General features: G+C 50.5%; 17 protein-coding genes. 5 read left to right on the top strand and 12 right to left on the bottom strand.

Annotation, left to right across the window (positions count from 1 at the left end; all coding sequences use genetic code 11):
• Positions 1-243: 243 nt before the first annotated feature.
• From ABD028_RS10830 to ABD028_RS10800, 7 genes are all read right to left on the bottom strand, one after another.
• Positions 244-684 (bottom strand): hypothetical protein, encoded by a 441-nt coding sequence (locus ABD028_RS10830; RefSeq protein WP_102795048.1) that lies wholly within the window; start codon positions 682-684, stop codon positions 244-246.
• A gap of 781 nt (positions 685-1465) precedes the next feature.
• Positions 1466-5929, bottom strand: a complete 4464-nt coding sequence (locus tag ABD028_RS10825) for a PAS domain S-box protein (protein ID WP_343844810.1) — start codon at positions 5927-5929, stop codon at positions 1466-1468.
• 190 nt (positions 5930-6119) lie between these two features.
• Positions 6120-7643, bottom strand: a complete 1524-nt coding sequence (locus tag ABD028_RS10820; RefSeq protein WP_343844808.1) for a S10 family peptidase — start codon at positions 7641-7643, stop codon at positions 6120-6122.
• A 112-nt stretch (positions 7644-7755) separates the two neighbouring features.
• Positions 7756-8538, bottom strand: a complete 783-nt coding sequence (locus tag ABD028_RS10815) for a hypothetical protein (protein WP_343844806.1) — start codon at positions 8536-8538, stop codon at positions 7756-7758.
• A 5-nt stretch (positions 8539-8543) separates the two neighbouring features.
• Positions 8544-9695 carry an RDD family protein gene (locus ABD028_RS10810; protein WP_343844804.1) on the bottom strand — a complete coding sequence of 384 codons (1152 nt, stop codon included), beginning with the start codon at positions 9693-9695 and terminating at the stop codon, positions 8544-8546.
• Positions 9695-10870: a vWA domain-containing protein gene (locus tag ABD028_RS10805; RefSeq protein ID WP_343844803.1), complete on the bottom strand. Its 1176-nt coding sequence runs from the start codon at positions 10868-10870 to the stop codon at positions 9695-9697. The genes ABD028_RS10810 and ABD028_RS10805 overlap by 1 nt, the downstream gene beginning before the upstream one ends.
• Positions 10870-11706, bottom strand: coding sequence for an AAA family ATPase (locus ABD028_RS10800; protein ID WP_343844801.1), 837 nt, complete (start codon positions 11704-11706; stop codon positions 10870-10872). The genes ABD028_RS10805 and ABD028_RS10800 overlap by 1 nt, the downstream gene beginning before the upstream one ends.
• Positions 11707-11862: 156 nt before the next feature.
• Here ABD028_RS10800 and cysK point away from each other — a divergent pair, with 156 nt between their 5' ends.
• Both cysK and ABD028_RS10790 read left to right on the top strand, forming a co-directional pair.
• Complete coding sequence (cysK, locus tag ABD028_RS10795; RefSeq protein ID WP_102798498.1) at positions 11863-12828, top strand: cysteine synthase A; 966 nt, start codon at positions 11863-11865, stop codon at positions 12826-12828.
• A gap of 300 nt (positions 12829-13128) precedes the next feature.
• Entirely contained in the window at positions 13129-13566 is a 438-nt protein-coding gene (locus ABD028_RS10790) for a hypothetical protein (RefSeq protein ID WP_343844799.1), read from the top strand.
• A 25-nt stretch (positions 13567-13591) separates the two neighbouring features.
• Here the strand turns inward: ABD028_RS10790 and ABD028_RS10785 are convergent, their stop codons facing one another.
• Complete coding sequence (locus ABD028_RS10785; RefSeq protein WP_343844797.1) at positions 13592-13945, bottom strand: DMT family protein; 354 nt, start codon at positions 13943-13945, stop codon at positions 13592-13594.
• 157 nt (positions 13946-14102) lie between these two features.
• On the opposite strand from ABD028_RS10785, the gene ABD028_RS10780 reads away from it, so the two are divergent.
• Positions 14103-14474, top strand: coding sequence for a hypothetical protein (locus ABD028_RS10780; RefSeq protein ID WP_343844796.1), 372 nt, complete (start codon positions 14103-14105; stop codon positions 14472-14474).
• A gap of 157 nt (positions 14475-14631) precedes the next feature.
• Here ABD028_RS10780 and ABD028_RS10775 read toward each other — a convergent pair whose 3' ends face one another.
• The 4 genes from ABD028_RS10775 to ABD028_RS10760 form a co-directional block, all read right to left on the bottom strand.
• Positions 14632-15282: a hypothetical protein gene (locus tag ABD028_RS10775; RefSeq protein ID WP_343844795.1), complete on the bottom strand. Its 651-nt coding sequence runs from the start codon at positions 15280-15282 to the stop codon at positions 14632-14634.
• 67 nt (positions 15283-15349) lie between these two features.
• The gene (locus ABD028_RS10770) at positions 15350-18700 is read right to left on the bottom strand and encodes a dockerin type I domain-containing protein (protein ID WP_343844794.1); all 3351 of its coding nucleotides are present in this window, start codon (positions 18698-18700) and stop codon (positions 15350-15352) included.
• A 455-nt stretch (positions 18701-19155) separates the two neighbouring features.
• The gene (ggt, locus tag ABD028_RS10765) at positions 19156-20856 is read right to left on the bottom strand and encodes a gamma-glutamyltransferase (RefSeq protein WP_343844792.1); all 1701 of its coding nucleotides are present in this window, start codon (positions 20854-20856) and stop codon (positions 19156-19158) included.
• Positions 20857-20939: 83 nt separating this feature from the next.
• A complete protein-coding gene (locus ABD028_RS10760) occupies positions 20940-21704 on the bottom strand; it encodes an enoyl-CoA hydratase (protein ID WP_343844791.1) in 765 nt (254 codons plus the stop codon).
• Between the two features lie 114 nt (positions 21705-21818).
• Between ABD028_RS10760 and rrtA the strand changes: the two genes are divergently transcribed.
• Together rrtA and ABD028_RS10750 are read left to right on the top strand one after the other, a co-directional pair.
• Positions 21819-22418 (top strand): rhombosortase, encoded by a 600-nt coding sequence (gene rrtA, locus ABD028_RS10755; protein WP_343844789.1) that lies wholly within the window; start codon positions 21819-21821, stop codon positions 22416-22418.
• Complete coding sequence (locus ABD028_RS10750) at positions 22415-22831, top strand: GFA family protein (RefSeq protein ID WP_343844787.1); 417 nt, start codon at positions 22415-22417, stop codon at positions 22829-22831. Before rrtA ends, ABD028_RS10750 begins: the two co-directional genes overlap by 4 nt.
• Positions 22832-22838: the final 7 nt, after the last annotated feature.

Raw genomic sequence — 22838 nt, 5'->3', positions numbered from 1 at the left:
TGGTAAGGGAAACTGCGCGTATTTGATCAGACTTTAAGATGATTTACAAAGTTTGATCCCGCCCTGCACCAAACCCCGTCCATCTCAACACCGAACTTTGAGAAGTTACTGAATTCGCCAAACTCATCTGTCTTTGTATAGAAAAAGATCGTCATGCGGACCTATGAAATATAACGCCCGCCACAAACGCGAGCAACGTGTAGCGAGTCGAGCGCCCAAAGGGCGTGCTTTTGATGGCACTTGTTAGGCATTTCGCCATTGCCGTGCGTTACGATCAAAAGCATTAAGAAATGCACCAAAAGCCACAAAAACCATTATGATAGCAACGTAAGTATGCCAACTTTGCATTTCCCCTAAGCTGGCCCACACTCCAGCGACAACCAGTAGAAAAATTCCTAGTGCTAGATCCGGCCACGAGATAAATACTGCCGGTCTAGATGAGTCATTGGCATATTGCTGCGCAAGCAACCCAAGCACATATTGCTCTGCCTGCTTTGTAGTTTCATGGCCTTCACCAAACGCTACTTTCAACTTCTCCAGAATCTCTAGATCCGACTTGATCTTGTCTCGTAGCGCAACCGACCGGTTCTGGTACGTCCAAGAAAATATTGCCCATGCAAGACTAAGCATCGTGGCCGCGAACGCTAGATGCTCCTTCGACAGATTGAGAGAATAATCTGACATAGGATTGTGTCTCCTTGAAATGCCTAATAGTTTAGCGCTTTATCTGTCATGTCGTCCGTGACAGATAAACGTCTGTTGGACGGTCAGATAAACCTTATTCTTGGTCCGGTTGATGCTAATGGAAATTGTATTCTAATGGAATGCTTTGTTTTTACACGTTTTGTCACTACCGCCAGTGCAACAGAACAACAATATCAATGCCTGATACATCAACTGTTGTATCCCCTCAGCGGCCCAAGCCGATTTAAGAATACCTCTCGCGGTGACGCTGAGGGCGCAGAGAAAAGCTCGCCGAGGTATTTGTCTCTGAGTTCTCAGCGGCTCTGCGAGAAAAGTTTCCTGTTGGTGAAACTATTTAGATTGAACAGCTTCACCTGGCGCGCCACGGACAGCGTGTCATACAAGACAAGGACGTCAGGTATCCAAGCCTTTCACAGGTGACTATCGCTTTACCACGAAGATCATAAGAATACGAAGAGTGGGCGATCTCCATCGTCCTTCGTTTTAATAAAATGAGGGCCACCAACTACACGAAAAGACACAAACCAACCTTCGGCCGGTGTTGGAATACCTCTCACGGTGACGCAGAGGCCGCAGAGAAAAGCTCGCCGAGATATTTAGTGCTTTGAATGCCTCTGAGTTCTCAGCGGCTCTGCGAGAAGGGCTTCCTCGTGGTGAAACTATCTGAATTAAGCCAGATTGAACAGCTTCATCTGGCCCTAGGGCAACAGGCAGGACGCGGGACTGACGCGCAGCGCGAGTTTTTCATCAGAGACAGCCCTTACCCCTCCAAATGCGAATAAATCACCCGCATAGTAGTTATCAGTGAACGTTTTACATTGGGCCAAAAGATAGAAATGCTGTCCAGGTGGCCTAGCTTGCCTGCCGCTTCCAGGCGACTGGTTAGATCCACCAGCGGCTCAGAATTAATTTGCTCGGCCAGTGCCACCAGGCGCTTCATGGCCTGTAGCATAGCGCGGGTGTCTTCGTTATTAATGGCCGTATCGGCCTGCTGGGTAGCGTCTTCCAGCGCCTGCATCAGTTGCGTCAGGGCCGCTGCCAAAGAGCCGGTTTGTGGATTCTTCTGCAGATAAGGCAGTAAATCAAACCACACCGCCGGGTTATCCGGCATGGGCTGTTCGACAATCGCTGGCTTGGCACTGGCTACCTGCACCTGTTCGCTACGGGCCTGCTGCAGTTCCTGGCGATGGGCATCCACCAATGCCTGTTCCTGTTCGGCCATTTTTAACTGGCTGCTTTGCAGTGCCTGCTGGGCCTGCTGTAGCGCGTTTTCTTTACTATCCAGCTGCGCGCGGTTTTGCTGCAGTTCATCTTCCAGTTGTTGTAAACGCTGATTCAAATCAGACTGGCTACTGCCCTGGTCGCTAAGCTGCTTGCGGCTTTGCTCGTATTGCTGCTGTACTTGCTGCAATTGTGCGGTCAGGCTGGCCTGAGACTGTTCCAGCTTGTGAATATTCTGTTCACTGTCTTTCAACACCTGCTGCTGGCTGGCCAGTTGCTGTTGCAGGCTGACTTCCTGCGCTTCCTGCTGGGCCAGGCGAGCCTGCAAGGCGTCTGCGGCCTGTCTGGCCTGCTCCAGTTCGTGTTGCAGTTTTTGCTCACCGCTTTGATTCTGCTGAACCTGGCTCTCGGCACGCTGCAGTTCTGCCAGTCTGTCTTTAAGTTTGTCTTCCATCTGCAGATTTTGCTGTCTGGCTTGTTCAAGGGCCTGTTGTAACTGTTGTTTCTGCGCTTCGATCTCAGCCTGATGCTGGCGCCATTGCTCGTCACTGCCTTGCATCATTTCCTTCTGGCGGGTGGCACGTCCTTCCACGTCGGTAAGCTCGACTTTCAGTTGTTCCAGCTTCATCTGTTGTTCCAGGCGTTGCTGCTTCTCCTCATCGGCCTGACGCTGGAAGGCATCAAGACGGGCCTGACTGTCCTGCAGCTGTTGCTGCTTGGCCGCGAGCTCTGCCTGCATGGTCTGCTGCTGGGACTGCCACTGTTGATCGCTTTGCGATATCTGTGCCTGTTGCTTGGCAGCGCGCTGTTCCACTTCCTTCAGCTCGGCCTGCAACTGGGCATATACTTGCTGCTGTCTGGCCTTTTCTGCTTTTTCTGCTTCGGTTTGCTGTTTGGCGTCGGCCAGCACCGCTTCGGCTTGCTGCAATTGCTGTTGCTTGTGCTGCAGTTCGGCCTGCAGTGCCTGTTGCTGTTGCCGCCAGAGCTGGTCGGCCTGCTCGGCTTGCTGCTGCTGTTGCCCGGCCTGCGCCTGCATGTCATTCAGTTCCTGTTGCAGGCGGTTTAAATCGGCCTGCTTAGCGGCTTTTTCTTGTTTCTCCAGCTCTGACTGTTTACGGGTTTCATCCAGGGCTTGCTGGGTATCCTGCAATTGTTGCTGCTTGGCTTGCAGTTCCTGCTGCAGGGCTTTGTGTTGTTCTTCCAGATCGTCGCGTTGCTGATGCGACATCTCTTCGACCTTTTGCATTTCATACTGCAAATGCTCAATATGGCGAAGCTTATTACTCAGTTCCGCCTGAGCCAGCCTGCAGCGCTGCTCGGTTTCCCGGTGTTGTTGCTGAGCCTGCTCACTGGCTTTTCGCTGGTTCGCCAGTTGTTCCCGCAAACTCTCACTGGCCTGGGCGGAACTCAGCAACTGTGATTGTAAGCTGCTTATCTGGCCACTCACCTCGGCAATTTGCTGGTCTTTTTTACCCATGGACTGTTTGAGGCTATTGTTTTGTTCCACCAGTTGCTGCATACGCTGAGCCTGATTGCCCTGCTCAGCCTTAAGCTGATTACTGGCTTCTTCGCTTGCACGCAGTTGCTGCTGAGCCCGCTGAAACTGTCGTTCACTGTGCTGCAAGGCATCGGCAATATCATTACGTTGCTTCTCCAGCGCGCCGACTTTACTGCTGGACTGTGCCAGTTGTTCTTCCAGTTCAGCGTTGTCGCGCTGGCTGTCGGCCAGTTGCGCACGGCTGTCGCTGTAATCCTGTTGCAACTTCTGCAGATTTTCGGTCACGCTCTGATGAGCCTGCTGCAAATCCTTAAGCTGGCTTTGCTGTTGCGACAGGTTCTGCTCGGCACTTTGCAGTTTGCTTTGTGTGTCCACCAGGCTTTTAGCCTTGCTGGCCAACTGGTCCTGACTGTTTTGCAGCAATTGCTGTTGCTCGGCCATCTGCCGTTCGGCCGCCTGGCGCAAATTAATGGCTTCCAGCCGCTCAGCCGCCGCCTGATGAATGGCGCGCATATCCATCCAGATACACAGTACTGAGTCCAGCACGCCACCTTTAAACATAGGCACGTAGGTGGCCTGACAAGGCAAGGCTTCATGCCCATGTTGATGCTGCCATACCAGCGATAATGCTTTGCCGTCCTGCTTAAGCTGGTCGAGTTTTTGTTTAAGCCTAGCGGCGGCCTCGGCATCGGTATTCAGCCCTTCAGAATAGGGGTAAAAGCCAAATAACTGCTGTTCATCCTGAATACCAAAATAGGCGCAGGCAGCCGGATTTAAGCGGCTAAAGCCCGTATCGGTGAGTACCGCCATGGCCAGACTGCTATGTTCAAGCAGATTGTCGAACTTGTCCTGCTGAAAGGCTTTCTCGCTGACATCTGCAATCCAGCAAAGATGTTGCCCCTGCCCCAAAGATTGCACAAAGATCTCGCTGGGATGCAGCTTACCCTGCTTGTCTTTTAAGCTGGCATGGAAGCTGTCTAAATTGCCCTTCTGTAGTTGTTTTGCGGCCCTGGCCGCCTGGCCCGGCTCGCTGAACAGCTGATACAAGCTGAGCTTATTTAACTCCGGCTCTGAATAGCCAAAACGCTTTAACATCAGGTTATTGGCCTGACGCAGATGTTCTTCTTCGTCCATTAGCGCAATCGCCAGAGGCGAATGCTGTAAAAACTGTTCAAGCTGCTGCTGTTTATGCTCCACCTGTGCTTGCATGGCCCTCAGTTCACTTAAATCTTCAATCTGGCCCAGTAAACCACCACTATTACCCTCGCTGTCTTTTAGTGGCTGCAAGCGAAAACGCAGCGGATGTACCTTACCGTCTTTGAGTGTCAGATTGAATTCCCGGCCCTGCCCGACCATCGATGACAAGGCCAGATCGCTGCTTTGCTGCCAGGTGTTTATGGCCTCGTCAAACAGCCCTGCCTCGGCGGGGGTTTTGCCCTGCACCTGCATTTGATTAATACCAAACAAACGTTGAAAAGCCAGATTGCAGTCGCTGAAACAGCCTCGGCTATCCAACAGATATAAGGGCTGCGCAGACGCCCCGAGCAAGGCCTTAAACTGGTTTCTGGCGGCTTTTAGCTGTTGCTTAGCTTGTTCAAAGGCGAGCTGGTCACTAACCTGCAGATGAATATTCAGTGGTTTGTGTTCGCTATCCCATTTGACCACCTGCCCTAACAGCGTAACCGGTAATGGTCCGGACTGACTCGCCAGTACACCACTAAGCGACAGTTGTCCTTGTTCACCGCCCTGTTCCAGTGCTATCTGCCAGTTTGCCCAGCAACTGCTGTCCAGCTTGCTTCTAAAGCTGTCCAGGCTTTGTTCCGGGTCGGTGAGCGCCAGCCATGTCATCATCTGCTTGTCGAGCCTGACCAGTTTTTCCTTAAGATTGATATCCAGCTTGCCTATTCCGGCTCGCTGGTTAAGTTCACAACTAACCTGCCACTGCCTTTGCTGTGTATCAATCTGTGCCTGGTAATAGGTAACGTCCTGCAGTGTTACCACCATCGCCAGCTGGTCTTTGGGTTTTGCCAGGGGGTGGGCGCCCAATAATATATGGCGCTGATGTTTTTCGCAGTACCACTGGGTTTTGCAGTCCACCAGACAGCTTAGTGCACCCAGTAACTTGTCCGCCGCGTCCCCCTGCAAAACATTACTCAGTAATTTGCCGGTCAGATCCTGAGCCTTACTACCCAGCCAGAATGCTGCGATACGGTTGATATAAAGGATGCTGCCTTGTTCATCCAGGTGCAGCATACCCAGATTAAAACCATCCAATAGTGCTTGTTTCGCCTGAGTTTGTTCATTCAGTTGCGCTATTTGGCTCTGCTGACGCTTTACCCTGGCCCTCAGCCATAACCAAATACCGATTGAAAGCAACAGCACAGCACAAAAGGCTGCGACAATAATCTGGGCATCCAGCTTATGTACCAAATCTATGCTTGCATAAGAAAACGGACTGAACAACAGGCTGCAAAGCACAACACGCGTGGCTGAATGAGTTAGCATAATGGGTCCGGACCCTGTTGTTCTGGTCTTAAGGCGCTATAGCTTACAATGTAGCCACATCACAGATAAGAGCCAAACATCAGTTTTTGGATATACCAGTTAATACCTTATGTGCGCTAATAAGGTCTGCTGCAAGCAAAAGGTATAAAAAAGCCCCGATAAAACGGGGCGAATGAATAGAAATGGAATTTTATCTGGGATAACGCGCCGACTGCTCTTTGGCGGGCAAGGCCGCGCGGATAAATTCGCGAAGATCCTGGTTAGAGGCTTTCAGGTCTTCACGGCGCAGATACATCATATGACCGCTGCGATAGCCCTTAAAACTCAGACGCTGCTTCACTCTGCCGCTGGGGTCCAGGTGCCACATGTTGTATTTGGCATCAAAATAGTTGGTGGCACCGTCATAATAACCGGATTGGATCAGCACTTTCATGTAGGGATTTTGCGCCATGGCCTGGCGTAGGTTTTCACCGGTTTTGTTGTCACTGCGGTCCCAGGGGTGCACCGGGCCGAACATATTGTACTTAATGTCGGTTTTATAATTGAGTTCTTCGCGCAGATAGTAATTAATCGCCGGGGTGAAAGAGTGCAACCAGGACGTCAGTTCGGCCCAATAATCTGGCTTATCGCCCACATCCTTGGCATCAATGCCCAGATAGCGACTGTCCAGGCGCCCCAGGGTTTTGCTTTCATTACGCAGTAGTTCCTTCCAGAAAAACGCGGTGCTGACATCCAGATTACTTTGCGCGATGATCTGTTCACTTAAGCCGGAATAACGGGCCATTTGGCTGATAATCGCCGCTTTTTCCTGTGCGTCAATAAAGCCGCCTTTAGCCAGGGCTGGGATCAAGCGATTAAGGGTAAACTCTTCCACTTGCGGCAGTAACGCTTCTAAATCCAATGCTTGCAGGTCTTTGTCCAGCTTACCGTGATGCCAGGCGGTGGCAGCGAAGTACGGCAAGCGGTTGGCGGCTTTCACCGGGCCGTTTCGTTCGATGCCGATATCGGTGGGAGACACCAGAATCACACCATTGAGGTACATCCACTGGCTATTTTGCAGCTCCAGTGCCAGGCCAGATACCCGGGTGGTACCATAGCTTTCACCAATTAAAAATTTAGGCGACAGCCAGCGATTGTTGCGACTGACAAAGGTATTGACCCATTCTGCCAGGTATTTGATGTCGGCATTGACACCAAAAAACTGCTCCTGCTGCTTATCTTTAGGCGGTAATTTACCCTCGGCATCCTTCAGCACACGGCTATAGCCGGTATTGACCGGGTTAACAAACACAATGTCAGCAACATCCAGAATCGAATAGGGGTTGCTGTCGATACCATAAGGTTGCACCGGGTAGCCTTCGTCATCAATTTTCAGAATACGCGGACCGGTATAGGCAATGTGCATCCACACCGACGCCGAGCCGGGGCCACCATTAAACGAAATCACCAATGGCCGGCTGCTTTGGTCCTTGATATCCGTGCGCTGATAATAGGTATAAAACAAGCTGGCAATGGCTTTGCCTTCGTCGTCCCACACAGGTTGCGTACCGGTGGTTGCGGAGTAACTCACCCGCTGCCCTTCAATCAGGGTTTTATGCTCAGTGACCACTTTATGGTCCACTTCGATGTCGCGGTTATTAGCCTGGGCAAACAGGCTGAAAATCAGCGCCAGCAGTAACAGAGGCGGCTTGGCTATTTGTCTTGTCACTAACATAAGCTTTCTTTTTGTTTATAGATTGGATAATGAACAGTCGATGGTAGCAGGTCTGCCCTTCTGGTCAGGCAACATTGGCCGCACACCTGCGGCCATTTGCCTTATTTTGTCGCTAATACTCTGGCATAGCAGGCATCTGCTGCAACGTATACCCCGTTGGGATCTGAAAAATATTGGCAGACACCGCCTGCTTTTTAAAACTCAAGGTGGTGGTTTGTGCGCCCTCTTCACCATGTTCCCTGATTTGCACCGGCAACAGCTTGTTGGCAAATAAATGCTGATTCAGCATCATCTCATCCTGGGCGCCAAACTGACCGGCAAACTGACTCATTTTATTCAAAAAGGCAGACAGGGTCTCAAAGTCGTCCTTGTCGATATCAAGGTTCGATAATGTCACCACACAGGCTTCGCTCAACAAGGTCTTGTCGTTATATACGCTGACCCACTTGCAGCTATGCTCGTTGACTTTGTCTGACTTGCCCGTTTCATCGATACTCAATGCTTCTTTTTTGTTGTCCATGCCTGGCATCATACTGCCCATCATCTGGCGCATTTGCTCACGCTCTTCGGGGCTCATATCGGCCATCTGCTCCTGCATCATACTCATCATTTGTTGCTGCATCTGGTTAAGCCCACTGGCCATCTTGGCCATCGCCTGTTCGTCCATTTGCAGATAGCCCTTTTCCTCATGGTTTAGGGCAACCATTTCGCCTTTGTTGCCGTCGTAAATAAAATCGGTTTGCCCGTTTTCATTTACGGCACCGGTTTTCCCGGCAGACACATAGATTCTGGTGGTTGCGCCATCCTGATCCACTGAGGTGATCAGGGTATCGGCCGTGGCTGTCATGCTGCTGGCAACCAGGCCGGCCAGGATCAGGTTCAACTTACGCTTCATCGATATTATCCCTTAGTGATGGGTTGAGGTTGCGCGGGCAGTTTGGCTTGCTCCGCTTGTTGTTCCAGTGTAGCTACTTGTTGCCCGCTAAGCGCAACTTTTGGTTTTTTCAGATCAATCACCAGGGTTTCAGAAATCTTGTCCTGAATGGCCTGGCGGTTGGCATCCCAGTAAATTTGCAAAAAGCCCAGTAAGCCGGTGGCAACACCGGCGCCATAGCCACCGTAACGGCCAAAGCTTTCCCACAGATTAAGGCTACTGCCATCAAGTTTGATGACTTTGATGCCCAGTAAACGCTTGGCCGGGGTTTGTCCTTGCCACCAGGCGGTAAATACCGAGAAATAAAACGCCGCCCAGCCAAAGCCCAAGCCAAGGTCTTCGGCCAGTGTTTTAGCCAAGGTGATAAGACTAAGATCACTGTCTGTATTTTTTTCCTTATCTGGCTGCGGCGTTACAACAGGGAGTAGATTTTCAGCCTTGGGTGGCGACTCAGGTTGCACGACTTCAAGAGTTTGGTAACGGGCTATCAGGTCTTCTTTCAGGGCATCACGCTGAGTCTTGTCCAGACTGTCAGAGGTGGCTCTGACAAACTCCTTGACCAGCTCCTTTGCGCTCTGCTTGGGCAAACTGGCCTTGGCCAGATCATCCACCAGGCTTTGTCCGGCGGGCGTCCAGCAATCCAGCGCTGGCTGGCAAGCACCGCTGGCAATCTCACGTTGCAGCGAACCCATATTTCCCAGGTGTTTAGCGGTCAGAGCCACCACCATCAATCCCTGCTCCGCGCTGATTTCCTGGCCATCAGAAGCGAACTCGGACTCGGGCTTTAACACTTCAATCAGGCCGATGGCAAAAATAAACAACATCAATACCGAAGCAATGCGTAACGCCAGGTTACTGCGCTTTTTTTCCGGCTGGCGGGCATGCAGCTTGTTAGAGGCTCGCCAGAACATCCAACAGAACAAGGCCGCCAGAATCATACTGTCTACGCCGGTGAGCAATACAATAATCAGTAAATCCAGCAAAATAGCGATACCGCGGCGCATCGGGCTGGCCAGCGCTGTGCCTAGTAAGTCGTCAGCCACTTTAAAGGCGTAAGGGGTAATGATGTCCCGCGTTTCAACCTGGGTTAAATTTGCTTCCTGAGCGCCTTGAGTCATTATTGTTTTTCCTGCAGTTTTTTGATGGCGTCGGTAATGCCCTGTAAGGTCATGGGGTAGAATCGCTGTTCCATTAACTGACGGATAATATTCACCGATGCATAATAATGCCATTGTTGTTGGGGATTAGGGCACAACCACACGCTGTGACGAAAATGCCCCAACAGGCGTTGCAGCCACAGTGCTCCCGGTTCTTCATTCCAGTGTTCAACACTGCCGCCGGGATAGGTAATTTCATAAGGCCCCATGGCCGCATCCCCGACAAAAATCACTTTATAATCCGCCGCGTATTTGTGCATGATATCCCACACCGGCAGACGTTCATCGCGTCGGCGGTTGTCCTGCCACACCCCTTCATAAACGCAGTTATGAAAGTAAAAGTACTCAAGATGCTTAAACTCGCTTCTGGCCGCCGAAAACAGCTCTTCACAAGCCTGCACGTGCATGTCCATTGAGCCGCCGACATCAAAAAACATCAGTAACTTAATACTGTTGTGCCGTATCGGCTGCATATGTAAGTCCAGCATGCCGGCATTTTTTGCCGTGGCGGCGATAGTCTGCGGTAAATCCAACTCTTCGCTGGCACCAATCCTGGCAAACTGACGTAACTTACGCAGGGCGATTTTAAGATTGCGGGTGCCAAGTTCTACATCCGCATCCAGATTAGCAAACTCACGTTTGTCCCAGACTTTCACCGCGCTGAACTGACGATTGCCATCCTGGCCGATTCGCACCCCTTCAGGGTTATAGCCATAGGCACCAAAAGGCGATGTGCCGCCGGTACCTATCCACTTATTGCCGCCCTGGTGGCGTTTTTGCTGCTCTTGCAAGCGCTCACGCAGGGTTTCCATCAGTTTTTCCAGCCCGCCTAAAGCCTGGATCCGACGTTTTTCTTCTTCACTGAAGTGTCGGTTTATTTCCCTACGAAGCCAGTCGTCGGGAATATCTGCGAACAAGTCCAAGCCTTGCACCCCGTTAAAATAATCGGCAAACGCACGGTCAAATTTATCGTACTGGCTTTCGTCCTTGACCAGCACAGTGCGGGATAAATAATAAAACGCCTGCATATCGGCAAACACCAGCCCTTGCTGCAAAGCACCAAGCAGGTCCAGCAGCTCACGCAGACTGACGGGCAGACCATGCTGGCGCAGACGGAAGAAAAACCCAACCAACATCAGCGTCTGGCCATAAAAGCCAGTTTTTCAAACAGGTGGATATCCTGTTCGTTCTTCAGCAGCGCGCCATACAGCGGCGGAATCGCCTGCTTGTTGTCTTTACTTCGCAGGGCTTCGGCCGGAATGTCTTCGGCCACCAGCAATTTAAGCCAGTCGATCAGCTCCGAGGTGGACGGCTTTTTCTTTAGTCCGGGTATCTCGCGAAGATTAAAAAATGTCTCCAGCGCCTGACTAAGCAAGGCCTGTTTTAGTTTCGGAAAGTGCACCTCCACAATACGACGCATTTCGTCTGCATCAGGAAAGCGGATGTAATGAAAGAAACAGCGGCGTAAAAAGGCATCCGGCAGCTCTTTTTCGTTGTTGGAGGTAATGATCACCACCGGACGCTGCGCTGCCTTAATGGTCTGGCGGGTTTCATACACATGGAATTCCATACGGTCCAGCTCCAGTAGCAGGTCGTTGGGAAACTCAATATCCGCCTTATCGATTTCATCAATTAGCAGTACCGGCCGTTTCGGCGCTTCGAAAGCCTGCCAGAGCTTGCCCTTGATAATGTAGTTACCAATATCCTGTACTTTGGCGTCACCTAATTGCGAGTCACGTAAGCGCGATACCGCATCATATTCGTACAGCCCTTGTTGGGCTTTGGTGGTGGACTTGATGTGCCAGGCATATAAGGGCGTATCCAGACTTTTAGCCACTTCTTCGGCCAGCAGGGTTTTGCCTGTACCTGGCTCGCCTTTAATCAGAAGCGGGCGTTCAAGACGAATGGCGGCATTAACAGCCAGTTGCAGTTCCTGACTGGCGATATATTGGTCTGTACCGGTAAAGGACATGGACTACCTTTATTGGATTGTGAATATTCACAATATCATATAGCGAAAAAGCAGTTTGTTTTTAGTGTCAGAGCCTTAATCTAGTAAACATTCCCCATCTTGGGGCCAGAAATTCCAGAATGGCGCCTGGCGCTGTTCGTTACGCAAGGAATCACCATGCAAGTATTTAAAGACAATTCCGAGTCCATCGGTAATACCCCACTGGTTAAGCTTAACCGGGTAACTGGCGGCAAGGTGTACGCCAAGATTGAAGCCCGCAACCCCAGCTTCAGCGTAAAATGCCGTATTGGTGCCAATATGGTGTGGGATGCAGAAAAACGCGGTGTGCTGACCAAAGACAAAGAGCTGGTCGAGCCCACCAGTGGTAATACCGGGATTGCCCTGGCCTTTGTGGCCGCCTCCCGCGGTTATAAACTGACCCTGACCATGCCCAGCACTATGAGTCTGGAGCGTCGCAAACTGCTAAAAGCTTTGGGTGCCAATCTGGTACTGACCGAAGGCCCCAAAGGCATGAAAGGTGCTATTGCCAAGGCGCAGGAAATTGTTGATTCCGATCCATCCAAATATGTGATGCTGCAGCAGTTCGACAACCCAGCCAACCCAGAAGTGCATGAGAAAACCACCGGCCCGGAAATCTGGGAAGGCACAGACGGTCAGGTCGATATTTTTGTCGCAGGGGTCGGTACAGGTGGCACCATCACCGGGGTAAGCCGTTACCTAAAAAATACCCGTGGCAAAGCCATTTTATCAGTAGCGGTGGAACCAACCGACTCGCCGGTGATAAGCCAGGCCAAAGCCGGTCAGGAACTCACCCCAGGGCCGCACAAGATTCAGGGCATTGGTGCCGGTTTTATTCCGGGCAACCTGGATCTGGCGTTGGTGGATCAGGTTGAACAGGTCGGCAATGACGAAGCCATGGAAATGGCCCACCGCCTGATGCGCGAAGAAGGTATTCTGGCCGGTATTTCATCCGGTGCCGCCGTGGTTGCGGCTAAGCGTCTGGCTGAGAAACCTGAAAACGCAGATAAAACCATTGTGGTGATCCTGCCAAGCTCAGCCGAACGTTACCTGTCCAGCCCGCTGTTTGCCGGTGCCTTTACCGACGCCGAACTGGAACAGTAATTCCCTCTCCCTTTAGTGACCATTGACCTTATTTAAAAGGTCAATGGTCACTACGGCGCCTCTGGGCGCCTTTTTTATTTCTGAAAAATGATTTCCCGCAGAGCCCACTAAGACTAGAGGAACTGCCCCTGGAACAGGCTTTTCATTATGGTCTCAGCCGGTTAGCGAGAATGAATGTCCTAGCTCGTTAGCTAAAAAGACGAGTACATGGCTGCTTTACTTTTTTAGCCATTGCTTGCAGACTTTGACTCATCAGGGTCATAAATTAATACAACGATGTACAAATGCCTGCTAATAATTGTGCTGAGCGCCGCCACGTTAATGTTGTCGGCATGTGATAAGGCTGAAAAACGCGAAGGTGTGGGCCGCTATGGCATGATGGAGTCCGGTACACCGGAATATACCGCCATCGAGTTCTTTGATCATGTTTACCATGACGAAAGCATGGAAGACGTGCTACGCATCAGCTCCCCCAAAATGGCCCGCCTGATCCGCAACTACAAAACCAATCGTAACTTCCAGCGTCATGTACTGAATCTGACCTACGAGAAGGTTGAAATGATGGTGGACTCAGGCAACAACCGGATGCGTTCTGAGTTTGCCGATAAAGCCAGCGTTGTCATCTTCTTTACCGGCACCGACCACGGTGATAAAAAGGAAGACCTACGCACCGTCAATCTGATTAAAATCGGCGGCGACTGGAAAATAGACGAAGTAGAAGTCGATAAGTTTATGTAAGGGCCACAAGGCCCTTCAAACAATCTCAGGCCAGCTTATCCCGAAACATAAAAAACACCGCGCCCATCAGGCACAGCCCGGCCCACAAGTAATCCAGTTTTAATGGCTCTTTAAGATAAAACACCGCAAAGGGCACAAACAGGCTTAAGGTAATCACTTCCTGAATAATTTTAAGCTGTCCGACCGACATTGCGGTATAACCGATACGATTCGCGGGCACCTGCAACAAGTATTCAAATAATGCGATTCCCCAACTCACCAGTGCCGCTATCAGCCAGGGTTTACTGCTCATGCCTTTCAAATGACCATACCAGGCAAACGTCATAAACAGATTGCTGCAAATCAGCAGCACCACACAAACAACTACCGGGTTTTGCATAAATTGTGAAGTATCAGAAGACAGGCCGCTATTTTGCTTCAGGATTGGCCACTTCGCCAATGCCGAACACAGATATTTAATGTTTGAAATACCGGCTCTATTAACCATTGACTCACGGTACTTCGGTGTAGGGTCTGTTGACCTTTTGAACAAATCTATGCTCAAAGGAACAAACAGGGAAGACAAGGTACCCAGATACTCCCACAACTGGGTAACGGCAAGAAGGGCGATGTTTAAGGTGTTCGACGACAGGGTTGAATGCGGAGATTGGCTTATTCCCTATGCTGAAATTCAGACCGCTTATCTCTATAAAACCAGGCAAATGCTGATACCGGTCAATGTGCTTCAGCTTGTTACTGAGACAGGTAACTACCAGTTTGGTTTCAATCCCTGGGCCACTCCCTTTAAACACCTCAACCTGGCCTATCAGGTAAGGCAACTTAAGTTAGGTTATTCGCCTTTCAGTAAAGTTATCCGCATAGTCTTTATGGCCTTGCTGGGTTTATGGGTTTGGCATAATTGGTTTTAATCTCTGATGCTTAAAAAGCATTCAAGAGCCAATAACACCACGAAGATCAAAAGGAACACGAAGAGAATATTACTTATCGCTAAGTCGCAGAGAGCACAGGAAAATATATGCCCCAGAAAACTCTGTGTTCCCTGTGTCTCTGTGGTTAATGATGGCTTTATGCAGAGATATACTTACCCGCTCTATGCCGACGGCCAAGTAAAATCATCCCCACAAGCAACAGCAGTAGCGCAGAGGGCTCATCAATAGCCGTCGTGCTACCTTCAATAAGCACTGAGGCATTACTAACCTGGCTGCTAATGGCATTACCCAGGCCATCGGCCAAACCATTGATATTCACTACAAAGTCCACCAACCCAGGGCTCTGAGCGGCCAGCGTCAGACTGGCCAGCACAAAGCTGTTAGCCTGAAGATCGTTCAGATCGGTGGGCAGGTCAAAGGATAAATCAAAAATTTGTAGCTGGCCTGGCGCCAGCATCGTGGTGCCCAGGATATTCAGGCCAAGACCAAATAAATCCAGTTGACTGGCAGGATCAATGGTCACAGCATCAAATACGCCATCGCTGTCGGTGTCGCTGGTATCCAGTCCCGCCAGGCTGTTGTTAAACGATAACGTGATATCGAAGCCCGACAACGAGGGCGCGCCCCCTGGGGCCAATTGACTGATAACAATATCCAGATTGATATTCTGTCCGGTTGACACCGTGTTTTGCCCTGGCACCAAGGTAATTAGCGCAGCCTGACTCACACTGCTGGCAATCAATGCCGTCAGCCCCAGCAAGGCCTTAAGGAAGTTGAGTTTTTTCATTATTTGTCCTTTTCGGTTGAAATAAAAATCCGGGGAGGCACACGGCCCCCCCTGTTATGTCAGACGGCTATTCAGTCGCACACAAGGCGCGCGTACAGCGCAGTCTTAGCAAACGTGCGTCCAGTATGCTGATCACGCCATCCTGATTCAGATCCATGGCTTGGTTTTGGCTATCTACCGGTTGGTTTAACTGGCCCATCAAAACCTCCAGGTCCTGCCGGTCCACATCGCCGTCACTGTCCAAATCGCCTTCCACCTGCCCGCTATAGCCTTCAAACTGGCTGGCTGCATAGGCCTGAGTCATGGAGCCATCAGTGGACACCAGGTTGGCGCCGGTATTGCTAAACACCAGCAGATTCTTAACGAAATACGGACCAGCGACACCATTGCTGCCAATGGCCTGTCCCGAGAAGTTAAAGGTCATTGATTGGCTCCCCAGGTTCAGATAGCCCTGACTGGATACAATCTCGATGTCCTTACCATTCACGTCGGTCAAACTGGCAGACCAGGTATAATTACCCGCGGCGGCCACATCAATGCCGATTCTTGCCTGCAGAATGTCAAACAGGTTGTTGCCATTGTTATCAATGCCTTGGTCACTGTTATTGCCATTTAACTTCAGCAACTGGTTTTGCCCTGCACTTTCAAACTCTTCATAACTGAATGCCTGGGTCATTTGTGGTACCAACACCACATCAGACACATAATCATTGGCATCCTGGCTTAACACCAGGGTCAGTGAATAAGGTCCATCCATTTGCAAATCATGAATTGAAAGCCCGTCAAACAGGAAGCTGAGTGTCATAGCACTGTTGTCAAAGCGTACATTCTGGCTGGCCACGATAGACTTGTTAGCACTGCTGTCTTTTAGGGTGGCACGAATCTGGAAGTTGCCGGTAGTACGGGTTAGCACCGGGATCTCCACTTGCAACTGCTCAAATTTGCCGTTGCTGTTGGTATCCAGTCCCTGCGCCAGCAGATTACCGTTGAACTCAAGCAATCCTTCAAACTGCAGATACTGATATGACTGGCTATTCAGCACCAAACTGGCCACCGTAGTGTCATCCTCGGTGACATTGACCACTATTTCATACGGGCCATCGGTTTGCGCACGGTAAATTGCCACCCCTTGGAAATCCAACTTCAGGCTCTGTACGCCCTGAGTAAGTGTCACGGGGACTAACAAGTTCTGGATGGTACCGCCCATGCCAAGCAGAGTCGCTTTAACCTGATAGTCACCGGGGTTAAACGCACGTAGCTCTACAGCAACACTGAGCAGGTCAAACAGACCGTCACTGTCCAGGTCGACTGCGTTATCATTCCCGCCAAGCACTGCCACAGGTTTCTCACCGAAGGTGGTATGGTCTAAAGCTGATGACATGGCGGTGACTTCCAGATTGGCACCCGCGGGTCCAACACCTTGCAATCTGACCTCATAAGGGCCATCTACACCAGAATCAAGAATCTGCTGACCAGAGAAACGCAAGCTCACTTCATGCAGCCCAGCACCTGCCACATCGAAAAACAGGCTGACAGGTCTTGAGTCATCAAACTGGCTTTGATTCGCAATCAGTAATCCACCTTTATGCAGCGTGGCCTGAATAAAGTAGAAACCACCACTGGGGAAATCCACCATCACTCTGGCCTGAAGTTGCTCGTATACCCCATTAGCGTCATCATCAATGGACTCAAACTGCGCTTCGGCCACCACTGCCATTGCTTCAGGCTCAGGAGCTGAAACAAGTGGTGCAATGGGCGCAATAGGTACCGGAGCTAAATACTCATATGCCCCCCAGGCAGTTTCATATTTGGTCGGCACTGCTGGCGAGAAGGGATACACTTTTGCCCCTTCAAGGGTTGTAAAGTGCGGCCCTCTGGCATCCGACGCCACGGATTCAATGTTCCAGGCGATAAACTCACTATCACTGCTATACCGACCGTTAAAAGTGGCATCATAGTAAGTGGCACTTCTTAATCTCAGGCTGTGGCTGGAAAACAGGTATCTGTCGTAGCTACCGCCAACGGGCTTAGCACTGCCAGGAAATGCCGGATCCAGCGATGGCGTGGCATTAGTAATAAAGCTCCCCCTTGCACCGCTTCCCACTTTGCGCACTGGATTAAGTCCACTGACGCCCAATAGACCTGACATATTTTCAAATACATCACTGAAGACGTAACAATCGGAATAGTTGCAGGTGATGGGATCGGCCATCAGTTGCTGCCAATCGCACTTGGTTGCCGCGCCAAAACTATAACCATACTCCCAATGGCTGTTGCCGTAGCTGTAGACGCCTTGCAACACTTTATTGAGGATCTGTGTTTCACTTGTCTCGCCATTGGCCCAGTCAGTGGCTTGCTCATACCAATAAGCCAATGGGCGACTAATGGTCGGCGCACTTTTAGTCACATACAAGGTGCGGGTGACGGTTGGCAGTGCCTCACCATTGACCTCGTAATCAAAAGTAACACTATAAGCGCCAATTTCTGCAGGCACATCCAGAGACACCGTGCCTGACGCCCCGGTCCAGGACGTACTGCCCTGCTTGGAGGTCCCCTGAATAGCCCACTGTGCCTGAACTTGTGCATCGTCAAGCAAATCATTGGGACAGGAACTTAACTGCGTATCCACATCTACCAATGCTGTATCGCTGGCCGCAGAGAAAGGCTTGTCGGTGGCTGAGGACGTATCGTCGCTAAGATTGCAGGCCGCATCCAGGCTTTGGGAGAAAATATCCGTCACTTGGGTGGCAGCATCTTTCCAGACCGGATTGCCATTACTGGGGGTCAGTGTCAGGGCAACTACGGGTTTTATCTCCAGATTCAGCGCCACCCAATCAATCGCAGTACACCAGCGGCCGGAAGACAGCGTATCAATATTGATTTGCACCCGGTTAGCCTGTGACGCACCGCTGCCAGGAGCGGGAAATTTCAGCTTGCGCACATCCACGGTGAAATTATTTAACTTCCAGATACCGTTATCACCGGTCAGGGTGCCTAGAGACTCACCGTTGAACACCACTTCATTCCGTTCAGGTGGCGGACTGCCGTTGACGTCCACATCGTAAGCTGGCAGCAGAATGCCAACGGTGGAAGGAATAATGCCTTGAGCAATCAATGCATTGGCATCTTGCAAATATCCGTTAGCATCCACCGGTCCCACCGCTTTATCGATCATAACGTCAATCATCAGCGGATGTTCGGGGTCGTCATTAAATGTACAGCCGGTGTCCAACCCAGGGCCAGCATCGGCCACAAAACTGTTAGTCGTGGGTGGGTCAAATGGGGAAGAACGCGACAAAATACTGAATTGTCTGCTGGCTTCCTGAGCACGGTCACCATCTTGTGCAGCAGGCACATCAGCCAGACAGTAACAGGAGGATAACAACAGGGTCGTCAGACCCAGGGCTTTTTTAATCATCCTAAATTCCTTTTATGCGGGCCTGGCAAAACCGCGACCAAACCCTGGTCATAAGATATGGCCAACCGAATACCTGCTGGTGGCCCCGAAGATACGACGTCAGCCAGTGAGCAAGAATTACACCAGTACAAATTACTACAACGAAAACAAAAGGTTAAATTTCAACCAAAAATATAAGAGGGTGAAGTTGAAAAATAATCTGACACTAAGGCGACATTTGCTGACAAAACAAGAAGGATTGCGGATGTCACACTTCGTTGTTGTAATTGGAACAGTCTGCCAACTGTTCCACGTGGCTTTATTGTTTATCGCATTGGCAGTGGGTGCAGGGAATAGCAAAGTGCTAACTATCGGGTTGATAGTGAGGCCGGGCTCACGCGTAATATAGGCAAGAAGTTAGCATACCCGGTGCACGCACTACGCAAAGACCCGCCACCGGCGGGTCATCAAAGCCATTATAAGCCGACAGCAACGCCTTCGCGCCTTGGGTCTGCGCCACCAATCAACTTATCATCCAGTAGCATAATACCGTGCAGGCCACTATTGAGATCCTGTACCTTCACTTTATGCCCCCATTTTTCAAACTCAGCGGCATGTTGTTCGAGACTTGTGCCTTTTTCCAGCGCCGTGTAGTCGTTACGGTTAGTGATTTTCGGCAGGTTAATGGCTTGTTGAATATCCAGCCGCCAGTCCAACACCCCCACCAAGGTCTGTGCAACATAATCAATAATACGGCTACCACCGGGGGAGCCCACCACCAGGTACAGCTCGCCCTGCTTGTTAAACACCATAGTCGGACTCATGGAGCTACGTGGCCTTTTGCCCGGTTCCACCCTGTTCGCCACCAATGCACGGTTTACTTCCGGTACAAAAGAAAAATCGGTCATCTGGTTGTTAAGCAGGAAACCTTCCACCATCAAGCCTGAGCCAAAGGCCATCTCAATACTGGTGGTCATCGACAAGGCATTGCCCTGACCGTCCACAATAGAGATATGACTGGTGTTGGGTAGTTCATAGGCATTATCTCTGGCCAGTTTTTCATGTGGAAACGGGTCGCCTGCAAAAGCTTTGCCCATATCCTGACCTGGCTTTATCGCCTTGGCGCGATCTTTAATATAAGAGCCGCTGATCATCGCTGCCACTGGGTGGCTGAAGAACTCGGGATCAGCAGAGAATTTCTCCCTGTCCGCAAACGCCAGTCGGGAAGCCTGAGTGAACAAATGCAGCGCCTGGGGATCGTTTGGGGCAAAACGGCCCATCTCAAAACCTTCCAGCATCCGCAGGATCTGCAATGTAGCCACACCGCCCGAGCTGGGGGGGGCCATACCACACACCCGGTAACTGCGATACCCGCCACACAGCGGACTGCGGGCCTTGGCTTTATATTCCTGCAAGTCCGCCATGGTCAGTGTACCGGGGTTGATACTGGCCTTTTGCACCGCCGCAACGATTTTCTCGGCCAAATCACCTTGATAAAAAGCATCAGCGCCTTTCTCGGCAATGGTGTTGAAGGTGCGGGCCAGGGGCAGATTCTTGCGGATCACACCAGCCTGAATGGGCTTACCATCCGGATAGAAGTAATTTTTGCTGGCAATAAACTCCTTCAGACCTGGATGCAGTTCCATTGCCACTAACCTTGCCAAACGCGGCGAGACTTTAAATCCTTCCTCGGCAGCAATAGCCGCATCACGGAACAAGCCTATCCAGGGCAATTTACCGTGCTTTTGGTGGGCCATTTCCAGCGCCCGCAATACTCCCGGCACCCCCACCGCCCTTCCTCCCACTATGGCATCACGCCAGGGAATAGGCTTTCCATCTTGTAAAAAATGCGCCGCATTGGTTTGCCGAGGAGCTGTTTCCCTGCCGTCATAGGTATAGAGCGTTTGCGTAGTGTTGTCCCAGTACAAAATAAACGCACCACCACCGATACCCGAACTTTGGGGTTCGACCAGAGTTAACATGGCTTGCACAGCAATAGCGGCGTCGATAGCACTGCCTCCTTGCATCAGCGCTTTCTTCCCTGCCCAGGCAGCATATGGATTAGCCGCACTGACCATAAATTCCTTTGCCACTACAGCCGATTTATTGGCAAATCCAGTGGCCGCTTCTGGCTCTCTGTCCTCAAGTACCTTATCCTGCCCTAAAGCCACAGGCATACATAACATCAAGCTCAGAAAAAACCCGACTCTAAACAAACCTTTCCCCTTCAAAGTATAAAACTCGCGATAGCTGATAATAATTAGTTGTAAATATCCGGATCGGGCTGACGCTTTTGTAAAAAGGCAGCAAATGCTTCTTTGGCTGCAGGTGTGCGCAATTGTTCAATAAAAAAGTCCAATTCCTCGTTCATATGTAAATTTACCTCTTCCAGATTGGACTTCATCAGTGCCTTGGTTAGTGCCATGGCCTGGCGGGGTTTCGCCACCAGCTTTGCCAATACCTTGTCAACCTCAATATCCAGTTGGTCAAGGTTAAAAACCTGATTCACCATACCGAAGGCTTTTGCATCTTCGGCATAAAAGGATTCCCCCAACATCAGCCACTGGGCGGCCTTTGCATGACCGGCCAATTTAGGTAACAGATAACTGGAGGCATACTCAGGTACCAGACCTAGATTGATAAAAGGTAATGAAAAACGGCTATTGTCTGCACAATAAACCAGATCGCAATGCAGCAGCATGGTCGTACCTATGCCGACTGCCAGACCCTGCACTTTGGCCACTACAGGCAAAGGGCAATGCATCAGGGCATTCATAAAACGTACTGTGTCGCCAATCTGCTCATGTTCGGAAAAATCGGCAAAGTCCGCTAAATCATTACCCGCCGTAAAATCATCTGCCGTCGAGGCAATCAAAATGGCGCGTATTTCGTTATCTTCTTTGGCTTGTTCAATAGCCATGGCCATGTGTTGATACATTGGCATCGACAACGCATTTTTCTTGTGCGGCCGGTTAATCAGGATCTTCAGCACCTGGGATTCTTTTTTCAGCAGGATGTCAGACATGCTATTACTCAGTCATTTTTCTGTCACTTTACCAGCCCCGGCCATAACTGGGCCAGTTTCCATTTTGATTTTTCGCACCGTATTATATGCAAAATTACGCAGAATCATTTAGTTATGCTCAAACTGCCTTGCCAGCCACAACAATTCAGTGGCCCGCTGCTTGTGCTGCTCCTCAGCTTCCTGTTTTATTTTCTGGAGCCATGGAGTCAGGTGCATCTGACATATGATCGTACCATGCTGCAAAGCGGTGAATGGTGGCGTCTGTTAAGCGGCCATCTGCTGCACACTAACTTTAATCATTTATTGCTAAATGCAGCCGGGATGTTGCTGTTGTGGGCATTGCATGGCCATTACTACCGGTTTTTCCCCTACCTGGGCTTAATGCTCTGTTGTGCATTGATTTGCAGCATTGGTTTGTATTGGGGTTCCCCCGAGCTTATCCGGTACGTAGGCCTGTCAGGGATTCTGCACGGTTTGTTTGCCTGGGGTGCAGGTATGGATATTCGCCATGGCATAAAATCTGGTTGGTTGCTGCTGATGGGATTATGGGGCAAAGTATTATATGAACAATGGGCAGGTCCCAGCCAGGAAGTGGCAAAGCTTATCAACGCCAATGTTGCCATTGATGCACATCTTTTCGGTGCGCTGGCAGGTATGCTGGCACTGGCTGCCAGTGTCTTAACCCCTTTCATCAAAAAAAGGAGAACCAGATGAAAATTTCCGCAAAGGGTCAGTGTTTATGTGGAGCCGTTTCAGTGGCAGGCCAGGTTGAACAAAAGGTCGGCGTTTGCCACTGCAGTATGTGCAGGCAATGGGTAGGCGGTCCTTTTCTGGCGGTTGACGCCGGCACAGAACTCACAGTTACGGGTGAGCAAAATGTTGAGCGCTTTAGCTCATCAGACTGGGCAGAACGGGCGTTTTGCAAAAAATGTGGCAGTGCGCTGTTTTACCGGCTGAAACAGAATAATCAACATATTGTCTCGGCCGGCCTGTTCGATGTGTCATCTGACTTTAGCTTGGATCATCAGATTTTTATCGATGAAAAACCACATTATTACAGCTTCGCCAATCAAACCCACAATATGACCGGCGCTGAAGTATTTGCTCAGTTTGCCCCGAAAGAATAGCTAAAAG

The organism is Bowmanella denitrificans (assembly GCF_039522935.1).
Lineage (GTDB): Bacteria > Pseudomonadota > Gammaproteobacteria > Enterobacterales > Alteromonadaceae > Bowmanella > Bowmanella denitrificans.
The sequence above is the reverse complement of the archived record's forward strand: the minus strand, read 5'-3'. Positions and strand labels throughout refer to the sequence as shown.